This is a genomic window from Vagococcus fluvialis bH819, assembly GCF_900163795.1.
Taxonomy (GTDB): Bacteria; Bacillota; Bacilli; order Lactobacillales; family Vagococcaceae; genus Vagococcus; species Vagococcus fluvialis_A.
On sequence record NZ_FWFD01000015.1, the window covers coordinates 115419 to 139507 of the forward strand.

The 24089-nt window shown below is 33.2% G+C and carries 23 protein-coding genes and 1 riboswitch; of the genes, 19 read left to right on the forward strand and 4 right to left on the reverse strand.

Translation table 11 applies throughout. The features are described 5' to 3' along the window. Nucleotides 1-15: 15 nt before the first annotated feature. Genes FM121_RS10155 through FM121_RS10175 form a run of 5 tightly spaced genes read left to right on the forward strand, consistent with a single transcriptional unit; the run spans nt 16 to nt 4050 of the window. On the forward strand, nt 16-1500 hold the full coding sequence (locus FM121_RS10155; protein ID WP_086952052.1) for a PTS ascorbate transporter subunit IIC: 1485 nt from the start codon (nt 16-18) through the stop codon (nt 1498-1500). Nucleotides 1501-1530: 30 nt separating this feature from the next. Beyond that, on the forward strand, nt 1531-1833 hold the full coding sequence (locus FM121_RS10160) for a PTS sugar transporter subunit IIB (protein WP_086952053.1): 303 nt from the start codon (nt 1531-1533) through the stop codon (nt 1831-1833). 12 nt (nt 1834-1845) lie between these two features. Next, nucleotides 1846-2487 (forward strand): 3-keto-L-gulonate-6-phosphate decarboxylase UlaD, encoded by a 642-nt coding sequence (locus FM121_RS10165; protein WP_086952054.1) that lies wholly within the window; start codon nt 1846-1848, stop codon nt 2485-2487. A 2-nt stretch (nt 2488-2489) separates the two neighbouring features. Then, nucleotides 2490-3347, forward strand: a complete 858-nt coding sequence (locus FM121_RS10170; RefSeq protein ID WP_086952055.1) for an L-ribulose-5-phosphate 3-epimerase — start codon at nt 2490-2492, stop codon at nt 3345-3347. Continuing rightward, nucleotides 3340-4050, forward strand: a complete 711-nt coding sequence (locus FM121_RS10175; protein ID WP_086952522.1) for an L-ribulose-5-phosphate 4-epimerase — start codon at nt 3340-3342, stop codon at nt 4048-4050. The genes FM121_RS10170 and FM121_RS10175 overlap by 8 nt, the downstream gene beginning before the upstream one ends. Before the next feature lie 45 nt (nt 4051-4095). Here the strand turns inward: FM121_RS10175 and FM121_RS10180 are convergent, their stop codons facing one another. Beyond that, the gene (locus FM121_RS10180) at nt 4096-4701 is read right to left on the reverse strand and encodes a TetR/AcrR family transcriptional regulator (RefSeq protein WP_086952056.1); all 606 of its coding nucleotides are present in this window, start codon (nt 4699-4701) and stop codon (nt 4096-4098) included. A gap of 172 nt (nt 4702-4873) precedes the next feature. Between FM121_RS10180 and FM121_RS10185 the strand changes: the two genes are divergently transcribed. Beyond that, entirely contained in the window at nt 4874-9121 is a 4248-nt protein-coding gene (locus FM121_RS10185; protein WP_086952057.1) for a 2-hydroxyacyl-CoA dehydratase, read from the forward strand. 90 nt (nt 9122-9211) lie between these two features. Next, complete coding sequence (locus tag FM121_RS10190) at nt 9212-9919, forward strand: GntR family transcriptional regulator (protein WP_086952523.1); 708 nt, start codon at nt 9212-9214, stop codon at nt 9917-9919. Between the two features lie 84 nt (nt 9920-10003). Here FM121_RS10190 and FM121_RS10195 read toward each other — a convergent pair whose 3' ends face one another. Beyond that, nucleotides 10004-10642, reverse strand: a complete 639-nt coding sequence (locus FM121_RS10195; protein WP_086952058.1) for a YigZ family protein — start codon at nt 10640-10642, stop codon at nt 10004-10006. A 58-nt stretch (nt 10643-10700) separates the two neighbouring features. On the opposite strand from FM121_RS10195, the gene FM121_RS10200 reads away from it, so the two are divergent. Further along, nucleotides 10701-11264, forward strand: coding sequence for a hypothetical protein (locus FM121_RS10200; protein WP_086952059.1), 564 nt, complete (start codon nt 10701-10703; stop codon nt 11262-11264). A gap of 62 nt (nt 11265-11326) precedes the next feature. On the opposite strand, the gene FM121_RS10205 is transcribed toward FM121_RS10200, so the two are convergent. Then, nucleotides 11327-12256 carry an alpha/beta fold hydrolase gene (locus tag FM121_RS10205; protein ID WP_086952060.1) on the reverse strand — a complete coding sequence of 310 codons (930 nt, stop codon included), beginning with the start codon at nt 12254-12256 and terminating at the stop codon, nt 11327-11329. Nucleotides 12257-12358: 102 nt separating this feature from the next. Here FM121_RS10205 and FM121_RS10210 point away from each other — a divergent pair, with 102 nt between their 5' ends. From FM121_RS10210 to FM121_RS10225, 4 genes are all read left to right on the forward strand, one after another. Further along, nucleotides 12359-13684, forward strand: coding sequence for a DEAD/DEAH box helicase (locus FM121_RS10210; RefSeq protein ID WP_086952061.1), 1326 nt, complete (start codon nt 12359-12361; stop codon nt 13682-13684). Further along, nucleotides 13685-14389 (forward strand): ComF family protein, encoded by a 705-nt coding sequence (locus FM121_RS10215; protein ID WP_086952062.1) that lies wholly within the window; start codon nt 13685-13687, stop codon nt 14387-14389. Between the two features lie 137 nt (nt 14390-14526). Next, a complete protein-coding gene (gene hpf, locus FM121_RS10220) occupies nt 14527-15081 on the forward strand; it encodes a ribosome hibernation-promoting factor, HPF/YfiA family (RefSeq protein WP_086952063.1) in 555 nt (184 codons plus the stop codon). A 135-nt stretch (nt 15082-15216) separates the two neighbouring features. Beyond that, nucleotides 15217-16290 carry a glycerate kinase gene (locus tag FM121_RS10225; RefSeq protein ID WP_086952064.1) on the forward strand — a complete coding sequence of 358 codons (1074 nt, stop codon included), beginning with the start codon at nt 15217-15219 and terminating at the stop codon, nt 16288-16290. 16 nt (nt 16291-16306) lie between these two features. Continuing rightward, nucleotides 16307-16487, forward strand: a riboswitch (cobalamin riboswitch). A 96-nt stretch (nt 16488-16583) separates the two neighbouring features. Here the strand turns inward: FM121_RS10225 and FM121_RS10230 are convergent. Then, entirely contained in the window at nt 16584-17573 is a 990-nt protein-coding gene (locus FM121_RS10230; protein WP_086952065.1) for a PocR ligand-binding domain-containing protein, read from the reverse strand. A gap of 278 nt (nt 17574-17851) precedes the next feature. Here FM121_RS10230 and FM121_RS10235 point away from each other — a divergent pair, with 278 nt between their 5' ends. Genes FM121_RS10235 through FM121_RS10265 form a run of 7 tightly spaced genes read left to right on the forward strand, consistent with a single transcriptional unit; the run spans nt 17852 to nt 24084 of the window. Further along, nucleotides 17852-18148 (forward strand): BMC domain-containing protein, encoded by a 297-nt coding sequence (locus FM121_RS10235; RefSeq protein WP_086952066.1) that lies wholly within the window; start codon nt 17852-17854, stop codon nt 18146-18148. 2 nt (nt 18149-18150) lie between these two features. After that, nucleotides 18151-18957 carry a propanediol utilization microcompartment protein PduB gene (gene pduB / locus FM121_RS10240; protein WP_086952067.1) on the forward strand — a complete coding sequence of 269 codons (807 nt, stop codon included), beginning with the start codon at nt 18151-18153 and terminating at the stop codon, nt 18955-18957. Nucleotides 18958-18978: 21 nt separating this feature from the next. Beyond that, nucleotides 18979-20643 (forward strand): propanediol/glycerol family dehydratase large subunit, encoded by a 1665-nt coding sequence (locus FM121_RS10245; RefSeq protein ID WP_086952068.1) that lies wholly within the window; start codon nt 18979-18981, stop codon nt 20641-20643. Nucleotides 20644-20667: 24 nt separating this feature from the next. After that, nucleotides 20668-21378 carry a propanediol/glycerol family dehydratase medium subunit gene (locus FM121_RS10250; protein WP_086952069.1) on the forward strand — a complete coding sequence of 237 codons (711 nt, stop codon included), beginning with the start codon at nt 20668-20670 and terminating at the stop codon, nt 21376-21378. A 15-nt stretch (nt 21379-21393) separates the two neighbouring features. Then, complete coding sequence (locus FM121_RS10255) at nt 21394-21906, forward strand: diol dehydratase small subunit (protein WP_086952070.1); 513 nt, start codon at nt 21394-21396, stop codon at nt 21904-21906. A gap of 14 nt (nt 21907-21920) precedes the next feature. Next, the gene (locus FM121_RS10260; protein WP_086952071.1) at nt 21921-23765 is read left to right on the forward strand and encodes a diol dehydratase reactivase subunit alpha; all 1845 of its coding nucleotides are present in this window, start codon (nt 21921-21923) and stop codon (nt 23763-23765) included. Then, nucleotides 23758-24084 (forward strand): glycerol dehydratase reactivase beta/small subunit family protein, encoded by a 327-nt coding sequence (locus FM121_RS10265; protein WP_256958447.1) that lies wholly within the window; start codon nt 23758-23760, stop codon nt 24082-24084. The genes FM121_RS10260 and FM121_RS10265 overlap by 8 nt, the downstream gene beginning before the upstream one ends. Nucleotides 24085-24089: the final 5 nt, after the last annotated feature.

Below are 24089 nucleotides of genomic sequence, written 5' to 3' on the forward strand. Positions count from 1 at the left end.
AAGGAGAAAAATGATATGGGAGACTTTTTTATGGGAGTATGGACGTATTTTGCTAATAATATTTTAACGCAACCAGCTTACTTAATCGGTTTTATTGTTTTACTTGGTTATATATTACTGAAACGTCCAGTGCATGAATGTATTGCTGGCTTTTTAAAAGCAACAGTGGGTTATTTTATTTTAACAGTTGGATCAGGAGGATTAGTTAATAACTTCCGCCCAATCTTAGTTGGATTAAAAGAAAGATTTAATCTAAACGCAATGGTAACAGATCCTTACTTTGGTCAAAACGCTGTGGATTCAGGATTAATGGAAACCTTTGGTAAGACTTTTGGAGATGTTATGATCTTACTTTTAATTGCTTTTATTATGAATATTTTACTTGTAAGATTTCAAAAATATACAAAACTTAGAGCTGTTTTTACAACAGGTAACGTACAAGTTCAACAAGCAGCAACAGCATTTTGGATTTTCCTTTTCTGCTTCCCAGAATTTGGAAGAATCGAAGTTTTAGTTGCCATGGGTCTTGTATTAGGCTGTTACTGGGCTGTAGGATCAAATTTAACAGTTGATATTACGCAAGATTTAACAGAAGGTGCAGGCTTTGCAATTGCCCATCAACAGATGTTTGGTGTTTATATATTTGCAAAACTTGCTGAGTGGATGAAAAAACGTGATGAGAAAAAAGGGCGTTCTAAGAAAGAAAATAAAAAATTAGAGGATATTGAGTTACCAGGATTTTTATCAATATTTAATGAAAATATGGTAGCAACTTCTCTTTTAATGCTATTCTTCTTCGGAATTATTCTACTGGTCTTAGGTCAAGATTATTTAATTCAAGCAGAATTTATGCAAGAAGGTCAAAGTTTCTTATTCTATATTATGACCACTTCGCTTAACTTTGCAGTTTATCTGGCTATTTTACAATTAGGTGTGAGAACTTTCGTGGATGAGCTGACTCAGTCATTCCAAGGTATTTCTAATACAATTTTACCTGGGGCTGTTCCAGGGATTGATGTAGCAGCAACGTTTGGTTTTGGTTCACCAAATGCTGTAACTGTAGGATTTTTATTTGGGTCACTTGGTCAATTCTTAATGATTGGTTTACTGATTTTAATGAAATCACCAACGATTGTTATTGCAGGTTTTATTCCCTTATTCTTTGATAATGCTGTAATTGCAGTATTTGCTAATAACCGTGGTGGAATTAAAGCAGCGTGTCTCTTCCCATTCCTTTCAGGGATTATTCAAGTTGGAGGATCAGCCCTTTTTGCTTCATGGATTGGACTTTCTCAATATGGTGGTTATATCGGTATGTTTGACTGGGCAACAGTTTGGCCTGGATTTACAATTATTATGAAAGTTTTAGGTGTTGTAGGAATTGCAGTTGTTGTGATTATTTTACTGGCTATTCCTCAATTACAATATAGAAAAAACCCAGAAGGATATTTCTTAATTGTAGATGATTATGAAGCGTATCAAGAGAAATTTAATAAATAAATGTTACTTAAAAACTAGGAGGAACTAAAAATGAGAATATTAATATCATGTGCCAATGGGTCAGGAACAAGTTTAATGATGATGAGAAGTACAGAAAAAGCGATGAAAGAATTGAATATTCCGATTACTAAAATTCATCACTGCTCAATCTCGGAAGGTAAAAGTTCAGCAGGACAATATGATGTTGTATTTACACCGACTAATTTTTTAGGAATGTTTGATCAAGCAGTTAAAAAAGGAGTCACAGTTGTAGGGATAAAAAATGTGATGTCCCATAAAGAAATTGGTGAAAAATTTGCTGAAACAGAGCTTTATCAAAATATGAAAAAATAGGAGGAAAATAGAATGACACGTCCTAATTTACAAATAGCTTTAGACCATAATGATTTAGCGTTTGCTTTAGCTGATGTCGTTAAAGTCGGAGAAATAGTTGATATTTTAGAAATCGGAACAATTCTTTGTTTACAAGAAGGGCATCAAGCAATTTCGTGTATTCGTAGTATTTTTCCAAATAAAAAAATTGTAGCTGATACTAAATGTGCTGACGCTGGTGGAACTGTCGCTAAAAATGTAGCAGATGCTGGTGCAGATTGGATGACGGTTATCTGTTGTGCGACTATTCCAACAATGGAAGCAGCTAAAAAAGAAGTCGAGGAGTTACAAGTAGAATTGTATGGCGATTGGACATTTGAACAGGCAGAATCGTGGAAGAGTATTGGGATTAAACAAGCTATTTATCATCAAAGTAGGGACGCTTTACTTTCTGGTGAAACTTGGGGAGAAAAAGATTTGACTAAAGTTAAGAAACTAATTGAGATGGGATTTAATGTTTCTGTAACTGGTGGTTTGGATGTCTCAACGTTACAATTATTTGAAGGTATTGATGTTTATACATTTATTACAGGAAGAGGCATCACAGCAGCTAAGAATCCTGTTCAAGCAGCTAATGATTTTAAGAATGAGATTATTCGAATTTGGGGTGAGTAAAGATGGCCAAAATTGGCATTTATGAAAAAGCACTCCCAAAAGATGTTACGTGGGAAGAGCGTATTCGATTAACAAGTGAACTAGGTTTTGATTTTATTGAAATGTCGATTGATGAAACTGATGCACGATTAGCTCGTTTAGAGATGACAGATCAAGAAATTCAATCTATCAGAGAGAGTTGTCAAAAGTATAAAGTTCGGATTAATTCAATTTGTTTAAGCGGTCATAGACGCTTTCCTTTTGGATCAGAAGATAAAGAAAATAGAATTCAAGCTGAAATTTTATTAGAAAAAGCAATAATATTAGCTCATAAATTAAGTATTTCTATCATTCAAGTTGCAGGATATGATGTTTACTATGAACCTAAAAGTATGCTTTCAAGAGAATTATTTATAGAAGGATTGAGAAAGGGAACAAAAAAAGCTTCTCAATATGGAATTATCTTGTCCATTGAAATTATGGATGATCCTTTTATGAATTCTATTGAAAAATTTTTAGAAATTAAACAACAAATACCTTCACCCTTTTTGCAAGTTTATCCAGATTTAGGAAATTTATCAGCTTGGCCAGAAAATAATCCTGCAAGAGAATTAGAATTAGGGATTTCAGCGATTACATCGATTCATTTAAAAGATACTTATGCTGTTTCTAAGGAGAATAAGGGGCAGTTTAGAGATGTTCCTTTTGGAGATGGATGTGTTGATTTTACCGGATTATTAAAAACACTTCATCGTTTAGGATACGATGGTACCTTTTTAATCGAGATGTGGAGTGAAAAAAACGTAGATTTTAAAAAACGAATTCAAGATGCTACTGACTATCTCTATCCAAAACTAAGAGAGGCGGGATATGATGTCTAGAGAATTGATTATTGAAGAAATGAAAGAGCGAGTGTTTCAAGCTAATTTGGAATTACCTCGTTTAGGCTTAGTAAAATTAACTTGGGGAAATGTTAGTGAGATTAATCGTGAATTGGGTGTAATCGTGATTAAACCAAGTGGTGTCTCTTATGATGCTATGAAAGTAAGCCAAATGGTAGTCACTGATTTAGAGGGAAACTTACTTGAAAAAAAAAGTCTGAAACCTTCCTCTGATTTGGCGACACATGTTGTACTATATCGTGAATTTACAGATGTCCAAGCAGTCGTTCATACGCATTCAACTAACGCTGTGATGTGGGCGCAAGCCGGATATGATTTAAAAGCTTATGGAACTACTCATGCAGACACTTTTTACGGTTCAGTACCTTGTACACGCACGTTAACTAAAGAAGAAGTATTAGATAATTATGAAGAAAATACAGGAAAAGTTATTGTTGAAACTTTTAATGAGAGAAACATTAAACCATTAGAAATTCCAGGTGTTTTAGTTAGTGGTCATGGTCCCTTCACTTGGGGAAATACACCTAGTAAAGCTGTGGAAAATAGTTTGATTTTAGATGAGGTTTGTTTAATGGCAAAAGAAACAGAAAAGATTAATCAACGAGTAGTTGATATACCTAAATTTTTGTTGGATAAACATTATTTAAGAAAACATGGCAAATCAGCTTATTATGGACAATAAAATAAAGTAAAGGGAGTGTGACTTATTCGTCGGACTCCCTTTATTTTATTCTGTAACATCAATCCCTAAAACAGTTAAATGGCCGTTTCCTACGAGTTTAATGACTAAACGAGCCATATGAGCTGCCTCGAAATCAGAATCTGTAGTAACCCACCAATGAACTGTTCCGATAAAAATAGAAGTCATGTACTCAATAATAAAACTAACAGGTACTTCAATGTCATTTTCAGTAATTCTTAATTTAGAGAATGTTTCTTCATACATGGTGGAGAGCATCTCAGAAATTTTTTTTCGGAATAATTCACTAGAAGAGCCTTCTGTTAGCATGACAAAGAAATTTTGTTTCTCTTTAATAAGAGTGAAAATTTGGGTTAAAGCTTTTTCAATTGTTTTTAAATGGATAATTTTTGAATGATTCAGTTGATTGGCGTCTAGGACAATACTTAAATTTGAAATAGCATACTCCATTACAAAATCGTAAAGATCTTGTTTATCTTTAAAATGAGCATAAAATGTGGCACGATTAATCATTGCGTGATCAGCAATATCTTGAATTGTAATTGCCTCATATCCTTTTTGATTCACCAAAGATAAAAAAGCTTCAATAATCATTTTTTTTGTTCGAATAACCCGTAAGTCTGTTTTTTTCATAAAAACCTCCTTCTAAAAACAACAAAAGAACTGATATTGTTGTTTAAATCACAAATTAAGCATAATTGATGATTGAAAATAATTCAACTAGTAATAGAATAGACTATTATAGTATAACAAACACTTTGTAAGATAATCAACAAAGTGTCGGTTAAAAAAGGGTGATTATTTAATGAAACTTAGAATCGGAATAGATATTGGATCAACTACAGTAAAATGTGTGGTTTTGGATCAAAAACAAAATATTTTATTTTCAACGTATCAACGCCATTTTTCGGATGTTAAACAAGCAACGTTAGATGTATTATGTGCGATGGAAAAAGAGCTAGAATTGACAGAAATGATTCAAGTGATGTTGACAGGGTCAGGTGGAATGGGAATTTCTGAAATGTTAGAACTTCCTTTTGTTCAAGAAGTAATAGCAGGAACTAAAGCTGTAGAAGAATTGATTCCCAGGACAGATGTTGCAATAGAACTGGGAGGAGAAGACGCTAAGATTACTTTTTTTGAAGGTTCTCTCGAACAACGGATGAATGGTAGCTGTGCAGGTGGAACAGGGGCTTTTATTGATCAAATGGCAAGTTTGCTAAAAACTGATGCGAATGGGTTAAATGAACTGGCTAAAAACTATCAAACAATTTATCCTATAGCTTCTAGATGTGGTGTCTTTGCTAAAACAGATATTCAACCATTAATTAATGAAGGAGCTAGAAAAGAAGACATTGCTGCTAGTGTTTATCAAGCAGTAGTTAATCAAACAATTGCAGGTCTTGCTTCTGGTAGGAAAATTAAAGGTAATGTGGCTTTTTTGGGTGGACCACTTTATTTTATGAGTGAGTTGAGACAACGATTTATCGAAACACTTGATTTAAGTGAAGAACAGATAATCTTTCCTGAAAATCCACAGTTATTCGTAGCCATGGGGGCAGCGCTCTCTTTAAAAAACGAAAAAGAAATTTTTATTTCTGATTTGATTAAGGAGTTAAAATCTTCAAATAAAAATGCACTAGGTATGGAAGACACTTTGCCTACATTGTTTAAGGATAATGAAGAATTAGCTGCATTTAGAAAAAGACATCAAGAAGCCACAATTGTCGAACATGATTTGAAAAAGTATAATGGTCCTATTTTTATTGGAATTGATGCAGGTTCAACCACCACAAAAGTGGTTGTTATTGGAGATGAGTCTCAATTATTGTATCAATTTTACGGAAATAATGAGGGACAGCCATTAGAAACAACTGTAAAAATTTTAAAAGAAATTTATGGAATTCTACCTGAGGATTGTTATGTAGCTAAAACAGCGGTGACAGGGTATGGAGAACATTTGATTAAACATGCGTTGAAGGTTGACATAGGCGAAGTTGAAACGATGGCGCATTATAAGGCTGCTAATTATTTTTCACCTGGTGTGGAGTTCATTTTAGATATTGGTGGTCAAGATATGAAGGCGATGACAGTTAAAGAAGGTGCTTTGTCTTCTATCCAATTGAATGAAGCTTGTTCCTCTGGCTGTGGTTCATTCTTAGAGACGTTTGCGAAAAGTTTGAATTATTCGATTGAAGAGTTTGCTAAAGCGGCTATTGAATCCAAGACCCCTGTTGATTTAGGTTCGAGATGTACAGTCTTTATGAATTCTAAAGTCCGACAAGTTCAAAAAGAAGGGGCAACTCCTGGGGATATATCAGCGGGATTAGCTTATTCAGTGATTAAAAATGCTTTATACAAAGTAATTAAAATGAAAAATTCAGAAGAACTAGGTGAAAAAATAGTTTGTCAAGGTGGGACGTTTTATAATGAAGCAGTCCTTAGAGCGTTTGAATTAATTAGTGGTAAAGAAGTGATTAGACCAACTATTGCCGGATTGATGGGAGCTTATGGAGCAGCTTTAATTGCTTTAGATGAATACGCCTTAGATCAAGGGAATAGTACGTTACTAACAGTAGAAGAGATGACAAATCTATCCTCAAAAAAAGAATTTTCTAATTGTGGCTTGTGCGAAAATAATTGTTTATTAACGGTTACGTTGTTTTCAGATGGTCGTAAGTTTATTACGGGGAATCGATGTGAACGTGGTGCAGAACAAAAAATTGAAAAAGCGGACCGTCGAGAGAATTTAGTGGATTACAAACATCGTAAGTTATTTCGTTATCGTTCGTTGAAAGAAAAAGATGCAGTTAACGGTAAAATAGGTATCCCAAGAGTTTTAAATATGTATGAAAATTATCCATTATGGCATACAATTTTTACGGATCTTGGTTTTCAAGTGGTTCTTTCACCTAATTCAGACAAGGAACTCTATGAGAAAGGAATCGAAACCATCCCGAGTGATACAATCTGTTATCCTGCTAAGCTAGTTCATGGTCATATTGAATCTTTGGTTATTGATAAAGTACCGCTTATATTTTATCCTGGGGTTATTTTTGAACGAGTAGAAGATGCTCAAGCAGACAATCATTTTAATTGTCCAATTGTTCAAAGTTATTCGGATGTTATAAAAAATAATATGGATGTCATTCGAGATGGGTTAGTGGATTATCGTAATCCTTATCTTAATTTAGCAGATGAATCATCAGTTATTCGCCAACTATTATCGGCTTTTTCTGATTTTAATTTTACTGAGGAACAAATGTCCCAAGCTGTTCAACATGGTTTTGATGAACTATCTAATTTTAAAAAAGATATTCAAAAACGTGGTGAAAAAGTTCTTGAAAAAATGCAAAAAAATAATCAAAAAGGAATTGTGTTGTCAGGAAGACCTTATCATATTGATCCAGAAGTAAATCATGGTATTGCCAATATCATCACCCAAGAAGGATTTCATGTTCTGACAGAAGACAGTATTTCTCATTTAGGAGATGTAGAAAACTTACGAGTGGTCAATCAATGGGTCTATCATTCACGACTTTATGCAGCAGCTAAAGTTGTCGCTAAAATGCCTAATTTAGAGTTAGTTCAATTGAATTCATTTGGTTGTGGTTTAGATGCGGTGACAACAGATCAAGTAGAAGAGATTATGGCACAATATGGACGGATTTATACGGTCTTAAAAATAGATGAAGGCTCTAATTTAGGGGCTGTTAGAATAAGACTTCGTTCGCTAAAAGCAGCAATTAAAGAACGAGAAAAGACAAACGTCCTACCAAGTAAAAGATTTGAAGAAGCAGAAAAGGTCATTTTCACAAAAGAGATGCGTAAAACGCATACCTTATTATTACCTATGCTAAGTCCAATTCATCAGGAAGGACTAGTAGATACTGCATTAAAGGCTAGTGGTTATCATGTGGTTTGTTTACCAAGTGAAGATAAAAAAGCGATTGACGTTGGATTAAAATATGTTAATAATGATGCTTGTTATCCAGCAATTATATCAATAGGGCAGCTGATTGAAGCGTTACAGTCGGGAGATTATGATATCAATAATACGAGTGTTATGTTGACTCAAACAGGAGGAGGATGTCGGGCAACTAATTATATTCCTTTATTGCGAAAAGCCTTATCAGATGCTGGTTTTTCTCATGTTCCAGTCGTTTCAATTTCGATGGGAAATCAGGGAGTGGAATCTAATCCAGGATTTAAAATGAGTTTGCCATTAATGAAGAAAGTGGCGATTGCTTTTCTTTATGGTGATTTATTTGAAAAAGTGGTTTATCGCACACGCCCGTATGAGCTGAAAGAAGGTTCAGTCAATCAATTACATGATAAGTGGATTGAAAAAGTAAAACATAGTGTTGAAACAGGTTCATTTAGACTCTTTAAAAAATACATGAAACAAATTATTCAAGACTTTGATACTATTCCTTTACATGAGGTTAAGAAACCTAAAGTTGGTGTTGTGGGTGAAATTTTAGTGAAATATTCACCGACAGCTAATAATGATATTGTTAGTATTTTAGAAAAAGAAGGCGCAGAAGCAGTTGTTCCAGGTATTGTAGGTTTTATGAATTATTCATTATACAATGGTATTTGGAAGTATGAAAATTTAGGTTTTAGTAAAAAATCCAAATGGTTATCTGAATTTGCCATTAAAGTTATTGAATATTGTGAAGCCCCAATGAATCAAGCACTTAAAGATTCTGATAGATTTACTGGAATTACTTCGATTGAAAAATTAGCTGAAGATGCTGGGAAGATACTGTCTATTGGAAATCATACTGGAGAGGGTTGGTTTTTAACAGGTGAAATGATTGATTTACTTAATAATGATGTCCCTAATATTGTTTGTTTACAACCCTTTGGCTGTTTACCTAATCATGTGGTTGGAAAAGGTGTCATGAAAGAATTAAGGCATCAATATCCAAAAGCTAATATTTCTGCCATTGATTACGATCCAGGGGTTTCAGTGGTCAATCAGTTAAATCGAATCAGGTTACTTTTAGCTACAGCTGAAAAAAACTTAGAAGAAACTGTACAAATTTAAAAATGTAACCTATCTGACACATAAACTAGTTGTATCCTTTGTCTATACCAGTTATAATATGTTAAAGAAATTAGAAGGATGTGCATGATGATGGCGTCAAAAATGCCTGTGTATTTAAAAATTCATGATCAAATAAAAAAAGAGATTGAAGAGGGTAAATGGCATGTAGGAGATCGTTTGCCATCTGAAAGAGAGCTATCTGAAACGTTCAATGTCAGTCGAATGACATTACGTCAAGCTGTTCAAACATTAGCTGATGAAGGGATTTTAGAGCGTAAAATCGGCTCTGGTACTTATGTTGCTAGAAAAAAAGTTCAAGAGACGATGATTGGAACAACTAGTTTTTCTGATATTGTGGAAGAGCAGGGTAGAGAACCGTCAAGTAAAACTATTTCTTATTTTGTGACTAAACCTAGTTCAAGTGAGATGGAAAAATTAAATTTAACTGAAAAAGATGATATTTTAAAAATGGAACGTATTCGCTATGCGGATGATGTACCAATTTGTTTTGAAGTTGCCAGTATTCCTTATGAGATAGTTAAGAATTTTCATAAAGAAGAAATTACATTATCTTTATATAAAGCTATTGCAAATGAAGGAACTAGAATCATTGGTAAATCTTCTCAAAAAATATCAGCAGTGATTGCTTCTGAAAAAATTGCTCATTTTATGGATATAAAAAGAGGAGAAGCAATTCTAAAAGTGAGTCAGATTTCTTACTTTGATGAAGGAACCCCCTTTGAATATGTTCGTAGTCAATATGTAGGAGAACGATTTGAATTCTTTTTAGAAAAATAAGTTTAGTATTAATAAATAGACCAAAAATCTTCAAAATGGTTGTTTCATTTTGAGGATTTTTGGTCTATTTGGTAGCAATTATTTTTAATCAAGTGAAACTTCAACGTAATCAGTCTCTCCGAGAGTAATAATACATTGATTACTTAAAAGATTAATTAGTTTTTCTTGGCAGTTAGTGACTTCTTTTTCATCTGACATTATTAAAAGAGTAACTTTATCCGTAAATAAAGTGTCTTTTAACGTATAGTTAGGATTATTTTCTAAAAAATGTTCTACTTTACCATGAAGAGAATAATCAACCGTCACTGACAGTTCTTGTTGAAGCTTCCCTTCTACAAGCCCAATTTCATTAAGGGCTTCAGAAACTGAGTTACTGTAGGCTCTAATAAGACCACCAGCACCAAGTTCAGTTCCACCGAAATAACGTGTGACAACGGCTAAAACATTATGTAGTTCTTTAACTTTTAAAACTTCTAACATAGGAATGCCAGCCGTCCCACTCGGCTCTCCATCATCGCTTGATCGTTGGATGCTTTGGTTGTCACCTAAAACATAGGCGACACAATTGTGGCTAGCTTTCCAGTGTTCTTTCTTTATTTGCCCGATAATTTCTTTGGCTTCATCTTCAGAAGAAATTCTTTTTAACTGACAAATAAAGCGTGATTTTTTTATAATAATTTCAAATTGTCCATCTTGTTTTATGGTATAGTAATGTGATAGCATGGCTTGCCTCCGAGTTAATGTCATGTATATTGATATAAATAAAAAAGAGGTGTAAATTTTGAAAAAAATAATATTTGTAATCTTTTCCGTTCTTAGTGTAATCTTTTTAGCTAGTTGTAGTCAAACATCAATAGATAAGGAAAAAGAGCAAGTAAAAGAAACAACAGCAGAAAATGCTTTAATGTATACGTTTAAACTAGATGATAATAGTTACCGCTTTAGATTATTGGATGGTTGGATTAAGTTTCCTAGTGAAGACAAAAGGATTGCTTTTCTTGTTGCAAACAAAGAGACAAAATCTTATATGTCAGCAGGATTTGAAGAAAAAAAAGGAACCCTTGAAGAATATAAAGATTCTTTTGTACCCAAAGTAACTGATGCTTCTGGAAAGATTTTGGAGGAACCTAAAAAGAAGGATTTGAATGGTTTACCTGCCTATTATTTGAGTTTCACAATGAAAGACAACAAAAAGCGTGATTTAACCTATAAAACGTATTTAGTTGAAACCTCAGATTATTTTATTAATTTAGGAGCATGGACAAGCGATGAATCTCCTTCTGATAAAATACTTAGAGATTTAGATAAGATGTTATCAACATTTGAAGAAGTAAAAAAAGATTAATTAACAATGAAACCTACAAGAGGCTGGATTAATTCGGCTCTTGTAGGTTTTTTTAGTGATTATTAAGTTAAATGACTTGTTAACCAGTCATAAATATCATTCATAACATCTTCTTTTTCGACTTCATTTAAAATTTCATGTCGTAAATCATGATATAAACGCAAAGTCACATCAGAAAAATAATTATCAGTTAATTCGATGGCTACTTTTCGAGGTCCTTTTCCATAATTTCCAACAGGGTCTTTTTCACCACTAATTATTAAAATAGGTAGCGTTGTTTGAATTGTTTTAAACCAATTTTTTTGAGTGGCACCTTCAACAAGAGAAAATAAAGTATAAAATCCATTATTAGTAAAAATAAAACCACATTTTTGATCTTCTTCATATTGTTTCACATTCGCTTCATTTTTAGACAACCAAGAGAAAGGTGAATTGGCTTGTTTAATTTTTTTGTTGAAGTTGCCAAATGAAAGGTGATTAAGAGCAGGATTCACTGCTTTAGGACTAATTGTATTTAATCCTTTTAAAAGTTTTTTCATTAGTTTTATTTCTTCTTTTTTGCCACCAGTTCCCATCAGGATGGAACCTTCGACTTTATCAGAATACTTTTTAAGGTAATTTCTAGTAATAAAAGAGCCCATACTATGTCCCATAATAAATAAAGGAACTTGGGGATATCTCTTTTTAATATAGTTTGTAATTTGATAGGTATCTTCTACTAAAATATTGGCACTATCATCTTTAGCAAAAAAACCGTAAATTGGAGTTTCTAAATCTACCGATTCCCCATGTCCCAAGTGATCGTGACCAACAACCAAAATATTATTTTCATTTAAAAAATTAGCGAACTCATCATAGCGTTCAATATATTCTGCCATGCCGTGCACAATTTGGAGAATAGCTTTTGGTGTTTTACTTGCTTCTGGTTGCCAAATAACACCATTTAAGTCAGTCTTTTCATCCATTGATTCGATAACAAAGTATTTTTTCATGCTGCCCATCCTTTCATTTCAAGTTACATACAACCCATTATAGTCTATTTATAAAAAATCAACTAGTATTCTACGTATTTTTTTAAAAAGAGGTGAGTTTGCATGAGTTTGGAAAATTTTTTGATGGGTAGAAAATTATTGCTACAAGAAATTCCTAGTGAGTATCAAGTTGATTTGGAGGATGATAAGGTAAAAAAAGAAATGTCATTATCAGTAGTTGATCAAGTAATTAGTTGTCACAGATGTGGTTCGAAACATTCCAAGAAAAAATATCAAATAAAAAATAAATACGATACTTTTTATTATTGTCCAGAGTGCATTGGACTGGGGAGAATCGAAAGTAGAAATTTTCTTTATTCTATAGCTGAGAAAAAGAATAAACGAAGAAAAATAATGTTTTCATGGGAAGGACGACTAACTAAACAACAAGAAGTTATTTCAAAAAAATTGGTTAAAGAATATAAAAAGGGAAATCATCATTTAGTTCATGCAGTAACTGGTGCGGGAAAAACAGAGATGTTGTTTTCGGTTATTAACTATGTGCTGAAAAAAGGAGGTAGAGTGGCTATAGCTTCTCCTAGAATAGATGTTTGTTTAGAACTACATCCCAGATTTCAAGCAGTTTTTCCAGAAGAGACTATTGCTTTATTATATGGTAAATCAAAAAATCCATATCTATATACAAGTCTGGTGGTTACGACTACCCATCAACTTCTAAGATTTTCGAAAGCATTTGATTTGATCGTAGTAGACGAAGTAGATGCTTTTCCTTACGCAGGTAATCCAATTCTAGAATACGGGACACAGAGTGCGTTAAAAAAAGAAGGACGATTAGTTTATTTGACAGCTACACCGAGCCAGCAATTATTCAACATGGTGGAAAAAAAAGAACTGAAATTAAGTCAGCTTTCTAAAAGATATCATGGTTATCAATTACCTGTTCCTGAATGTTGCTTCGATTTTTTCTTGGTTTCTAATTTTAGAAAAGGAAAAATTCCTTCGTGCTTGTTTGAAATATTAGAGGAACAAGACAGACAATGCCTTATTTTTTTTCCGAATATCGAAAGGATGATTCAATGTTTTACTAAATTAACTTCATATTTTCCAGATAAAAAAATAGCTTATGTTTTCGCTGGTGAAGAAAAGCGAGAAGAGACAATCAAAAAAATGCGAAATAAGAATCTAGATTGGCTATTAACCACAACTATATTAGAAAGAGGTGTCACGTTTCCAAATATTGATGTCATTGTATGTGAAGCGGATCATCGGGTATTTAATCAAGCAAGTCTCGTTCAGATTTCTGGGAGAGTCGGACGCAAAAAAGAATATCCAACAGGTCATGTTTTTTTTCTACATAACGGAAGAACAAGAGAGTTGAATAAGGCAATAAAACAAATAAAAGAAATGAATCGGAAAGCAGGATTTTGAATGATTTGTCGATTTTGTCAAAGAGAAATGATGAAGCAATTAACTTTAACTCAAATGTTAAGTTTAAAACCTATATTTTCTAATTATTGTTGTGAATCGTGCTATTTAGAAATAGAGAAAGTTGATTTTAGAAGTGGTAATTTTTGTCAGTATTGTCACGAAAAATTAGAGAACGGAAAGGAGGTGTGCCATGATTGTAAAATTTGGGAAAAAAATTATTCACCTTTTATGTTAGATCATCATTATTTATATGAACATAATGACAAGATGAGTGATTATTTCCGTGAATATAAATTTTTAGGAGATATTAGGATGGGCGATGCTTTTTCAGGAGATATCAATCGGAGCTTGAAATCATTTATTAACCATAATTTTATAGTGGTTCCAATTCCGGTGTCTAAAAAAAGATTAAAATCTAGAGGATTCAATCAGGTGGAAGAATTTTTGACACAAGCAGATATTCCCTATGAAAAATTATTAAGCAAAAAAAGAGAAGTATCTAGTCAATCAGAAAAAACAAGGGAAGAACGCTTAAAAATGAAGCAACCTTTCTTTATTAGTAAAAAAAATAAAGAAAAGGTAAGAAATCAGTCTATCTTAATAGTGGATGATGTATATACTACAGGGCGAACAACGCTTTACGCTTATGAGAAGCTGATTGAATGTCATCCTTTAGAAATAAAGTCTTTTTCGATAACAAGATAAAATATAAAGCGTTTTTTTTTCAAACTTAATTGTCATTTTAAGGTTAGTTAGTTATAATAGAGATAAGAAGAAGAGATATTAAAGAGTGGTCCTTAAAATCTCATTCTTTGAGTTGATAGACGAAAGGGGCAATTAGTATGTTTAGATATAATGTACGTGGAGAAAACATTGAGGTTACTCAAGCAATAAGAGAGTATGTTGAGAAAAAAATTGGTAAATTAGAAAAATATTTTACTAATGTTCCAGAATCAACAGCACACGTTAATTTAAAAGTTTATTCAGATAAGACTGCTAAAGTAGAAGTAACGATACCATTACCATACTTAGTTTTAAGAGCTGAAGAAACTTCTCCAGATTTATACGCTAGTATTGATTTAGTAGTTGATAAATTAGAAAGACAAATTAGAAAATACAAAACTAAAATAAACCGCAAGTCTAGAGAAACTGCCTTAGATACAGTAGCAGCTGCAGCGATTTTCGAATCAGAAGCAGTAGAAACTAACGACGAACCAGATTTAGAAATCGTTAGAACAAAACGTTTATCATTGAAACCGATGGATAGTGAAGAAGCTGTATTACAAATGAATATGTTAGGTCATAACTTCTTTATCTTTGAAGATTCAGAAACAAATGGCACAAGCATTGTTTATCGTCGTAAAGATGGAAAATATGGCTTAATTGAAACAAACTAATTAATGAATAAATAAAAACGTCAGGAATTTTAATTCTTGACGTTTTTTAGTAGTTTTTTATCTAACAAAATAGTGATAAAATATCGACAATATTTTATTAGTCGTTTTTGATATGATAGACATGGGGAGATAAATATGGAAGATATATTTACGATAAGTCCGTTATTCAATAATTTCGAGTTAGATCAATTGTTTATTAACAATATAAATGATTGGTTATTAGAAGAAAAAATAAATGCAAAGTTAAGATTTTTTCCTTATGTGGATTATAATGATCCGTTACAAACGGCCTTAGCTTACTATAAGCAACCGATTAAAACAGTAGTCACTGAAGGGTATTTTGGTTTTTCTTCAGAATCAAGATATGGTTATGCTGATTCAAACAAAATACTTATTATAGATGTTGGCTCTATTTTGGGTAGTAAAATAGTACCACAGATTGCAAAGGCACCTTTAATGGCAAGTACTCATGAAATCGGCAGAGTTTTAAAGAAAAAAGTACGCCCAGAAACAAAGAGAATAATTTTTACAAATGTTACCAATATAGCACCCGATCTTGGTTTGGGCTTTTTAGAGGAACTCGGAATTGAATTTTATGATAAAAATAATAAAAAGATAAAAGTCAGCAGTGGGAAAATTGGACAAATTAATAGTTTTTCATATGAGAAAATACCGAATAAGTGGCTTGGATATGAGTATTTAATACTTAATAATCATGATGATTCAACTTCTTTAATAGGCGAAAAAAGTATCTCATATGAAAATCAGGAGTTAACAGGTGCAAGTCCTGAAATTGCTAAATTATTAGAGCGTGAAACCTTGAAAGCGGTTAATACTTTTGAGAAAATATTAAGAAAAAGAATAATGTATCAACCTGAATCAAGCGTTGGAAATGGCTTTGCATTTGGTTGCTTATCTTTTTTTAGAAATGTAGTAGTTCAAGATCAGCTGCAGGCGTTTATTGATTTAACAAATGTTGGAGAAAGTATTCAAAAAACTGATTATTTTATTTTACCAGATTATTATTTTTCATTTAGAGAACTATTAAGTAAGCAAAATAAAGTATCTTTTATTTTATCTAGTGAAGGAACTAAAAAAGATAATGATCATGAAATTGAAATCCCTATTGTTCCGATATGTATAGAAAACAAAGAGTGGTTACAAAGACAAATTCAATTTATGATAAAAATGTTTTATCTAAAAAAATAATAAGCTAGTCTTGTTAATAAATTAACATAATGATATAATTAATATTAAATTTGAATAAACAGAAGGAAATCAGTTTAAATCTGATGCTATACCCGTAACTGTAATGTGGACGATATAAATAACCACGACATTTTTGTTGGAAGGATTTATAGAGAGTGAAGCAAAGCCAGGATACTTCTTATCATGATTTTTTCGGGAGTAAAAAAATCGATGTGCTAACTTTTTTATGGAAACATAAAGAGCATTTCGCTTTTTTGAAATGCTCTTTTTATATTGTCTATAATAATTTAAAATTATTGGCGTTTTGATTCCTTTTGGATAATTTGACGATACTCTCTAGGCGATATATTCGTTACTTTTTTAAAAAGTTTACTAAAATAGCTAGATTGAGAAAAGCCCAAACTATGAGCAATACTGTCAATTGACCAAGTCGAGTCTTGAAGTAAAATTTTAGAACGATTAATTTTTTTCTCATTGACATAATCAACAAAATTTTTTCCAACTTCTTTTTTAAACAACTTACTGAAATAATAACCAGATAAATAGACATGATCTGCGACTTCATCTAGAGTAATAACTTCATTTAAATGTCTGTTAATGTAACTAAGTGCGTCAATAATTTCTTGTCGTTCAGAAACATTTTTTTCCAAATCGTTGGAAGTACTTTCCACATGGTTTAAAGATATTTTTTCTTCATTGATTGCCAACTTGTCTTTTTTAGAAAAAATATGGTTTGGAATATTAATAGGTTCCTTTATTGATAAATGGCTACTCATAATATCAGAAAGATAATAATTAATGATAATAGTTAGTAATTGGCTTCCGGCCCTAATCTTTTCTGGAGTTGTAAAAGGCATATTATTATAAGCTTCTTTAAAAAAAGGATCGTCATCCCATTTGGTTTTTTCATTTATAATGGGCTGAAATTCTGAAATGTTTTTAATCTTTGTTTGACCACAAAGAATGTAGCCAATTACTTGGTTATCAATTGTGACAGGATATGAGAAATCAACCAAACCAGCGTGACAAATGTAGGGCGTTGTCATATTATTTTTTAAGGAACTCCTACCACCGAACATGTCACAATTTTGGCATAGTTGCCTAGTGTCCTCATTATTTCTCATTAATTGACAAAAAGGTGAAAAACCATAACCGGCAGTTAATTCATTACCTTGGGTATCTACTAGAATGGTAGCTAAACCCGTTGCTTCGGTGAATTCACTAAGTATGGTATCTAAAATTTTTTGATGTGACTCGAGGTATTGAGAGTGATCGTCTATCAAATTATGTTCTCCTTTCCAAGAAATATAATATGATTAATTTGCTCATTTATTAACAAAATAATGTTAATACTTATTTATTATACCTCAATTTTTTTTATTGTGAAGTTATTTAAACCAACCGTTTTGTTTTGAACGCTAAATTTAAGGACAACAAAATTCTGCAAATTAATAATAAAGTGAATATTATCACAAAAAAGCTATGACAAAAATGTCGTAGTTTTTTTTTTTATACTCAGTTTGTAAGAAAAAACAAAATGAAATACTTAGGAGGATCTATCATGCAACAAGAAGCATTAGGTTTAATAGAAACAAAAGGATTGATTGCATCGATTAATGCAGCTGACGCAATGGTGAAGGCGGCAAACGTTAATCTTGTTGGACAAGAAAAAATCGGACAAGGTCTTATTACAACGATGATACGTGGTGATGTTGGGGCAGTAAAAGCAGCAATTGATGCAGGCGTTGTCGCAGCTGAATCAATTGGAGAAGTTATTTCTAACTATGTTATTCCTCGTCCACACACCGATGTGGAAGCGATTTTACCTATGATTAATATAGAAAGTATTAGTGAATAGTCATGGCTGCTAATGAAGAAGAAATTTTAAATAGAGTAATGGAAAAATTAATGTCATCTTCAGATTCAATGAATGATGGGATTATGTCAAAGGATGATAAAAAGATGGATAAAAAGCAAAGCGCATTAACAGAATTTGTCGGAACAGCTAATGTTGGTGACACTATCGGATTAGTAATTGCAAACGTTGATTCTCATCTAGCTAAAGTAATGAAGTTGAAAAAAGACTATCGTTCTATCGGAATTATCGGTGCTAGATCAGGTGCTGGTCCGCAAATTACAGCGGCAGATGAAGCCGTTAAATCAACTAATACTGAAATTATAAGTGTTGAATTACCAAGAGATACAAAAGGTGGCGGTGGTCACGGCGTTTTAATTATCTTTGGTGGAGAAGATGTATCTGATGTTAGACGTGCTGTTGAAATAACGCTTAAAGATACAGAACGTACTTTTGGAGATGTTTATAACAATGAAGCAGGACATATTGAATTACAATATTCAGCACGTGCAAGTTATGCTCTTCAAGAAGCTTTTGGTGCAGAGTTAGGTAAAGCATACGGCTTAATTGCGGCAGCACCTGCTGCTATTGGTGTAGTGATGGCTGATACAGCAGTAAAAGCAGCTAATGTTGAAGTGATTTCATACGCTTCACCAAATAATGGACAAAAATACTCAAATGAAGTAACCATTCATATAAAAGGTGATTCAGGAGCTGTTAAACAAGCAGTTATTGCAGCAAGAGAAGTTGGAAAAGATTTACTACATACTTTAGGTAGTGAACCAGTAAATGATTTTCCATCATATATTTAATTGTTGGGAGGAAAAAAATAAATGAGACGTTCAAAAAGATTTGAAGTACTTGAACAGCGTGAAGTTCATAAAGATGGATTCGTTAAAGAATGGATAGAAGAAGGCTTTATTGCAATGGAAAGTCCCAATGATCCTAAGCCAAGTATCATAATTGAAAATGATGTTATTACTGAATTAGATGGCAAAAAAAGAGCAGACTTTGACTTAATTGATTATTATATTGCAGATTATGGTATTGATAAAGATAATGCAGAAAAAGTGTTAGCGATGGATTCTGTTAAATTAGCAACAATGATGGTGGATCCTAATGTTGCTCGTGATGAAATTATTAGTTTGACAACTTCAATGACACCCGCAAAAATCGTTGATGTTGTTAGCCAAATGAACATGGTAGAACTGATGATGGCTATGCAAAAAATGCATGCTAGAAGACGACCTGCTACACAATCTCATGTAACAAACTTACGTGATAACCCAGTACAAATCGCAGCAGATGCAGCAGAAGGTGCTTTCAGGGGATTTGCTGAACAAGAAACAACCGTTGCTGTTGGTAGATATGCGCCATTTAATGCGATAGCTATTTTAATTGGTTCTCAAGTTGGCCGGCCTGGTGTTTTAACCCAATGTTCTGTTGAAGAATCAGCTGAGCTTGATTTAGGAATGCGTGGCTTCACATCATATGCTGAAACAATTTCAGTATATGGAACTGAACCAGTTTTTACAGATGGGGATGATACTCCTTGGTCTAAAGGTTTCTTAGCATCTTGTTATGCTTCTCGTGGATTGAAAATGCGATTTACTTCTGGTTCTGGTTCTGAAGTTATGATGGGCTATGCAGAAGGTAATTCTATGCTTTATTTAGAAGCAAGATGTATTTTTATTACTAAAGCAAGTGGTGTTCAAGGACTACAAAATGGTGCTGTTAGTTGTATTGGTATTCCTGGTTCTGTTCCTTCAGGTATTCGTGAAGTATTAGCAGAAAATTTAATCTGCTGTATGTTAGACCTAGAAGTAGCATCAGGAAACGATCAAGCATTCTCTCATTCAGATATGAGACGCACAGAAAAATTAATGGGTCAATTTTTACCAGGAACAGATATTATATCATGTGGTTATTCTGCAGTACCAAACTACGATAATATGTTTGCTGGTTCTAATACTGATATTGAAGATGTGGATGATTATTTAGTTTTCCAACGTGATTTAAAAGTTGATGGAGGACTTCGACCAGTTACAGAAGAAGAAACCATAAAAGTTAGAAATAAAGCTGCAAGAGCTATTCAAGTCATTTTTGATGAATTAGGTTTTCCAAAAATTACAGATGAAGAAGTAGAAGCTGCTACTTATGCACATGGGTCTAAAGATATGCCAGATCGTAATTTAGTAGAAGATATGAAAGCAGCACAAGAAGTATTAACTAGAGGATTAACAGGTGTTGATTTAGTTAAAGCATTAGCTAATGGTGGTTTCAGAGATGTAGCAGATGATTTATTGAGCTTACTAAAACAACGTATTTCTGGTGACTTTTTACAAACGTCAGCTATTTTTGATGAAAAATTCAATGTTATTTCAGCAGTTAATGATTGTAATGATTACCAAGGACCAGGAACTGGTTATAGATTAGAAGGAGAAGAGTGGGAAAAGGTAAAAGATATTCCAATGGCGATTGACCCACGTTCTGTCTAGTAAGAAATCGAGAGGATGAAAAAAATGTCAGAAACAGCAGTTAATGAAAAATTGTTAAGAGCAATTATTCGTGATGTATTAAAAGAAATGCCACTTGATGATAAACCAGTGACGTTTCAAGAAACAGCAGATACTAGTACTAAGGCTAATGATACAAGTGAGCGTGTTGTAACAGCGTTAAAACAGGTAGATTGGTTTAAATCTGCGGGCGTTGCAAAAGCAGGTTCGTCTCAAGACGAGGTAGTTGTTGCAGTAGCACCAGGATTTGCTGAAGCGATGACAGAGAACTTACTAGGCACATCTCATAAAGAAATTATTCGTCAAGTTGTTGCGGGAATTGAAGAAGAAGGATTAAGAGCAAGAGTTGTTAAAGTATTCAGAACTGCTGATGTTTCGTTTATTGGAGCAGAAGCTGATAAGTTATCAGGTTCAGGCGTTGCGATTGGTATTCAATCAAAAGGGACAACGATTATTCATCAGAAAGATTTAGAGCCTTTATCTAATCTTGAGTTATTTCCTCAAGCACCAACTATTTCTTTAGATACGTATCGTGCAATTGGCAAGAATGCTGCGAAATATGCTAAGGGAGAATCACCTGATCCGGTACCAACAGTAAGCGATCAAATGTCACGTGTTGCTTATCAAGCAAAATCAGCCATGATGCATATTAAAGAAACAAAATATGTGATTATTGGTAAACCTGCAGAAGAAATTCAAGTAGATTTCTCTAAATAATAGGGAGGGAAAAAAATGACAGAGATGGATAATTTAATAAAAAAAATCAAAGAACAAATGGAACTATCAGAACAAGATCAGAGTAGTGTAGCAACATATTCACCAACTGAAAAAACAATGGACCGTAATGATTATCCCTTATATGAAAAACATCCAGACTTAGTTAGGGCACCAAGTGGTAAAAAATTAGCTGATATTACATTAGAAAGTGTCTTAGCTAATGAAGTCAATACGCAAGATTTACGTGTGACAAAGGAAACATTGAAGTATCAGGGTGAGATTGCAGCTAATTCAGGAAGAGCTGCCATTCAACAAAATTTTGCTAGAGCAGCAGAATTAACAGTTATTCCAGATGATCGATTATTAGAAATGTACGGTTCTTTAAGACCATATCGATCATCAAAACAAGAACTACTTGATTTAGCAAGTGAATTGGAAAATAAGTATCAAGCAACAATCACTGCCAATTTCTTTAGAGAAGCAGCTAATTATTACGAGAAACGAAAAAAATTAAAAGGTGATAATTAGATTAGGAGGCAATCATGAAAAAAGTCATTGGTGTTGATATAGGAAACTCCTCTACAGAAGTGACATTAGCAACTGTCACATCCAATGGTAGTGTCGATTTTCTTGCTTCTTCTTTATCAGAAACAACAGGTATTAAAGGAACACGTCATAATGTCATAGGTATTAAAAATGCTATTAACTTAATGTTGCAAAAAACGGATTTAAGAACAACTGATATTGATTTAATTCGTATTAATGAAGCTACGCCTGTTATTGGAGATGTGGCCATGGAAACAATTACAGAAACGATTATAACCGAGTCAACGATGATAGGTCATGATCCTAAGACACCAGGTGGTGAGGGGATTGGCATAGGTTACACTGTTTTGTTACCTGAGCTTTACGAAAAACAGGATAAGACAAAATCTTATATTGTAGTTATACCAAAAGAGATTGATTTTGATGACGCGGCTCAGTTAATTAATTTATATGCTGAGTTTGGTTTTAAAATATGTGCGGCAATTTTACAACGAGACGACGGCGTCTTAATTAATAATAGATTGAAGCAAGTGATTCCAATCGTTGATGAAGTGGCATTTATTGATAAAGTACCACTTAATATGTTAGCAGCTGTTGAAGTTGCTAGAAAAGGTCAAGTGATTTCAGAATTAGCTAATCCTTATGGGGTAGCAACTGTCTTTGATTTAAGCCCAGAAGAAACTAAAAATATTGTTCCTGTTTCACGTGCCTTGATTGGTAATCGATCAGCAGTAGTGATTAAAACACCAGAAGGAGATGTAAAAGCAAGAACAATTCCAGCAGGTCATTTAATTATCAAAGGTGATAATCATACCGAAAAAGTTGGAATATCTGATGGTGCCGAAAAAATAATGAAAACAGTCTCTGATTTCAACTACATAGACAATGTAACAGGTGAGCCTGGAACAAATATTGGTGGTATGTTGGAACGAGTACGTCAAACGATGGCAGAATTAACAGATAAAGAATTAAAAAATATTTTTATTCAAGATTTATTAGCAATTAATACTTTTGTTCCTTTGGATGTTAAAGGTGGAATAGCAGGAGAATTTTCTTTAGAACAAGCGGTTGGGATTGCTTCAATGGTGAAGTCAGATCATTTACAAATGTCCCTAATTGCTGAAGAAGTTGAAAAAGAAATTGGCATTCCAGTTGAAATAGGTGGTTCAGAAGCAAGTGCAGCAATTTTAGGTGCACTTACAACAGCTGGAACGAATAAACCATTAGCGATATTAGATTTAGGAGCCGGTTCAACAGATGCTTCTATTATTGATAAATCAGGGAAAACGACGGCCATTCATTTAGCAGGTGCTGGAGATATGGTTACTATGATTGTTGACTCTGAACTTGGTTTGGATGATCGTTACTTAGCAGAATCGATTAAGAAATATCCTTTAGCAAAAGTAGAAAGCTTGTTTTATATCAGGCATGAAGATGGAACAGTGGAGTTCTTTGATAAAGCCTTACCAGCTAATATTTTTGCGAAAGTTGTTGTTATTACTCCAGACGGATTTGTCCCAATTCCAGGAGATTTGAGTATTGAGAAAGTTAAAATCGTTCGTCAAACAGCTAAAGAGAGGGTTTTCGTTACGAATGCGTTACGAGCTCTGGCTCATGTTAGTCCAACAGGAAATATTCGTGATATTCCTTTTGTTGTTATTGTCGGTGGATCTGCTTTAGATTTTGAAGTTCCACAATTAGTAACAGAAGCGTTGTCCCATTATTCACTCGTTGCTGGAAGAGGAAATATTCGCAAAACTGAAGGACCTAGAAATGCGGTTGCTACGGGATTAATTTTAGCTTATTCAGATGAATTGAAGGGAGAATGTCATGGTGAGTAGACCAACGATTTATATCACAAAAATGACACCATCAATTGATATTAAATATTTGCTATACGGTATGGAAGAAGAAGGAATACCTAGTGAAATAAGGGGAACAACTCAAAAAGAATTAATTAAAGCTGCCTACGAACAGGCTTTGAAGTCTCCTTTAGCAGTAGGTATTGCAATAGATGAAAAACAAGCGGTGCTTCATTATAAAAATCTACCAGAAGAAGAACCTTTGTTTATGGTAGAAAACAAACGAGAGACAATGATGACTCTTGGAAAAAATGCAGCTCGTTTAGTAAAAGGGATTCCTTTTAAACTAGATGTTTAGGACGT

Bases quoted from the DNA above. Each gene is read 5' to 3' on its own strand.
- FM121_RS10225 (WP_086952064.1), top strand. From the start codon at position 15,217: ATGGAAGATATATTTACGATAAGTCCGTTATTCAATAATTTCGAGTTA.
- FM121_RS10255 (WP_086952070.1), top strand. From the start codon at position 21,394: ATGACAGAGATGGATAATTTAATAAAAAAAATCAAAGAACAAATGGAA.
- FM121_RS10210 (WP_086952061.1), top strand. From the start codon at position 12,359: ATGAGTTTGGAAAATTTTTTGATGGGTAGAAAATTATTGCTACAAGAA.
- FM121_RS10205 (WP_086952060.1), bottom strand. From the start codon at position 12,256: ATGAAAAAATACTTTGTTATCGAATCAATGGATGAAAAGACTGACTTA.
- hpf (WP_086952063.1), top strand. From the start codon at position 14,527: ATGTTTAGATATAATGTACGTGGAGAAAACATTGAGGTTACTCAAGCA.
- FM121_RS10175 (WP_086952522.1), top strand. From the start codon at position 3,340: ATGTCTAGAGAATTGATTATTGAAGAAATGAAAGAGCGAGTGTTTCAA.
- FM121_RS10245 (WP_086952068.1), top strand. From the start codon at position 18,979: ATGAGACGTTCAAAAAGATTTGAAGTACTTGAACAGCGTGAAGTTCAT.
- FM121_RS10165 (WP_086952054.1), top strand. From the start codon at position 1,846: ATGACACGTCCTAATTTACAAATAGCTTTAGACCATAATGATTTAGCG.
- FM121_RS10160 (WP_086952053.1), top strand. From the start codon at position 1,531: ATGAGAATATTAATATCATGTGCCAATGGGTCAGGAACAAGTTTAATG.
- FM121_RS10215 (WP_086952062.1), top strand. From the start codon at position 13,685: ATGATTTGTCGATTTTGTCAAAGAGAAATGATGAAGCAATTAACTTTA.
- FM121_RS10250 (WP_086952069.1), top strand. From the start codon at position 20,668: ATGTCAGAAACAGCAGTTAATGAAAAATTGTTAAGAGCAATTATTCGT.
- FM121_RS10180 (WP_086952056.1), bottom strand. From the start codon at position 4,701: ATGAAAAAAACAGACTTACGGGTTATTCGAACAAAAAAAATGATTATT.
- FM121_RS10195 (WP_086952058.1), bottom strand. From the start codon at position 10,642: ATGCTATCACATTACTATACCATAAAACAAGATGGACAATTTGAAATT.
- FM121_RS10185 (WP_086952057.1), top strand. From the start codon at position 4,874: ATGAAACTTAGAATCGGAATAGATATTGGATCAACTACAGTAAAATGT.
- FM121_RS10170 (WP_086952055.1), top strand. From the start codon at position 2,490: ATGGCCAAAATTGGCATTTATGAAAAAGCACTCCCAAAAGATGTTACG.
- FM121_RS10260 (WP_086952071.1), top strand. From the start codon at position 21,921: ATGAAAAAAGTCATTGGTGTTGATATAGGAAACTCCTCTACAGAAGTG.
- FM121_RS10155 (WP_086952052.1), top strand. From the start codon at position 16: ATGGGAGACTTTTTTATGGGAGTATGGACGTATTTTGCTAATAATATT.
- FM121_RS10235 (WP_086952066.1), top strand. From the start codon at position 17,852: ATGCAACAAGAAGCATTAGGTTTAATAGAAACAAAAGGATTGATTGCA.
- pduB (WP_086952067.1), top strand. From the start codon at position 18,151: ATGGCTGCTAATGAAGAAGAAATTTTAAATAGAGTAATGGAAAAATTA.
- FM121_RS10190 (WP_086952523.1), top strand. From the start codon at position 9,212: ATGGCGTCAAAAATGCCTGTGTATTTAAAAATTCATGATCAAATAAAA.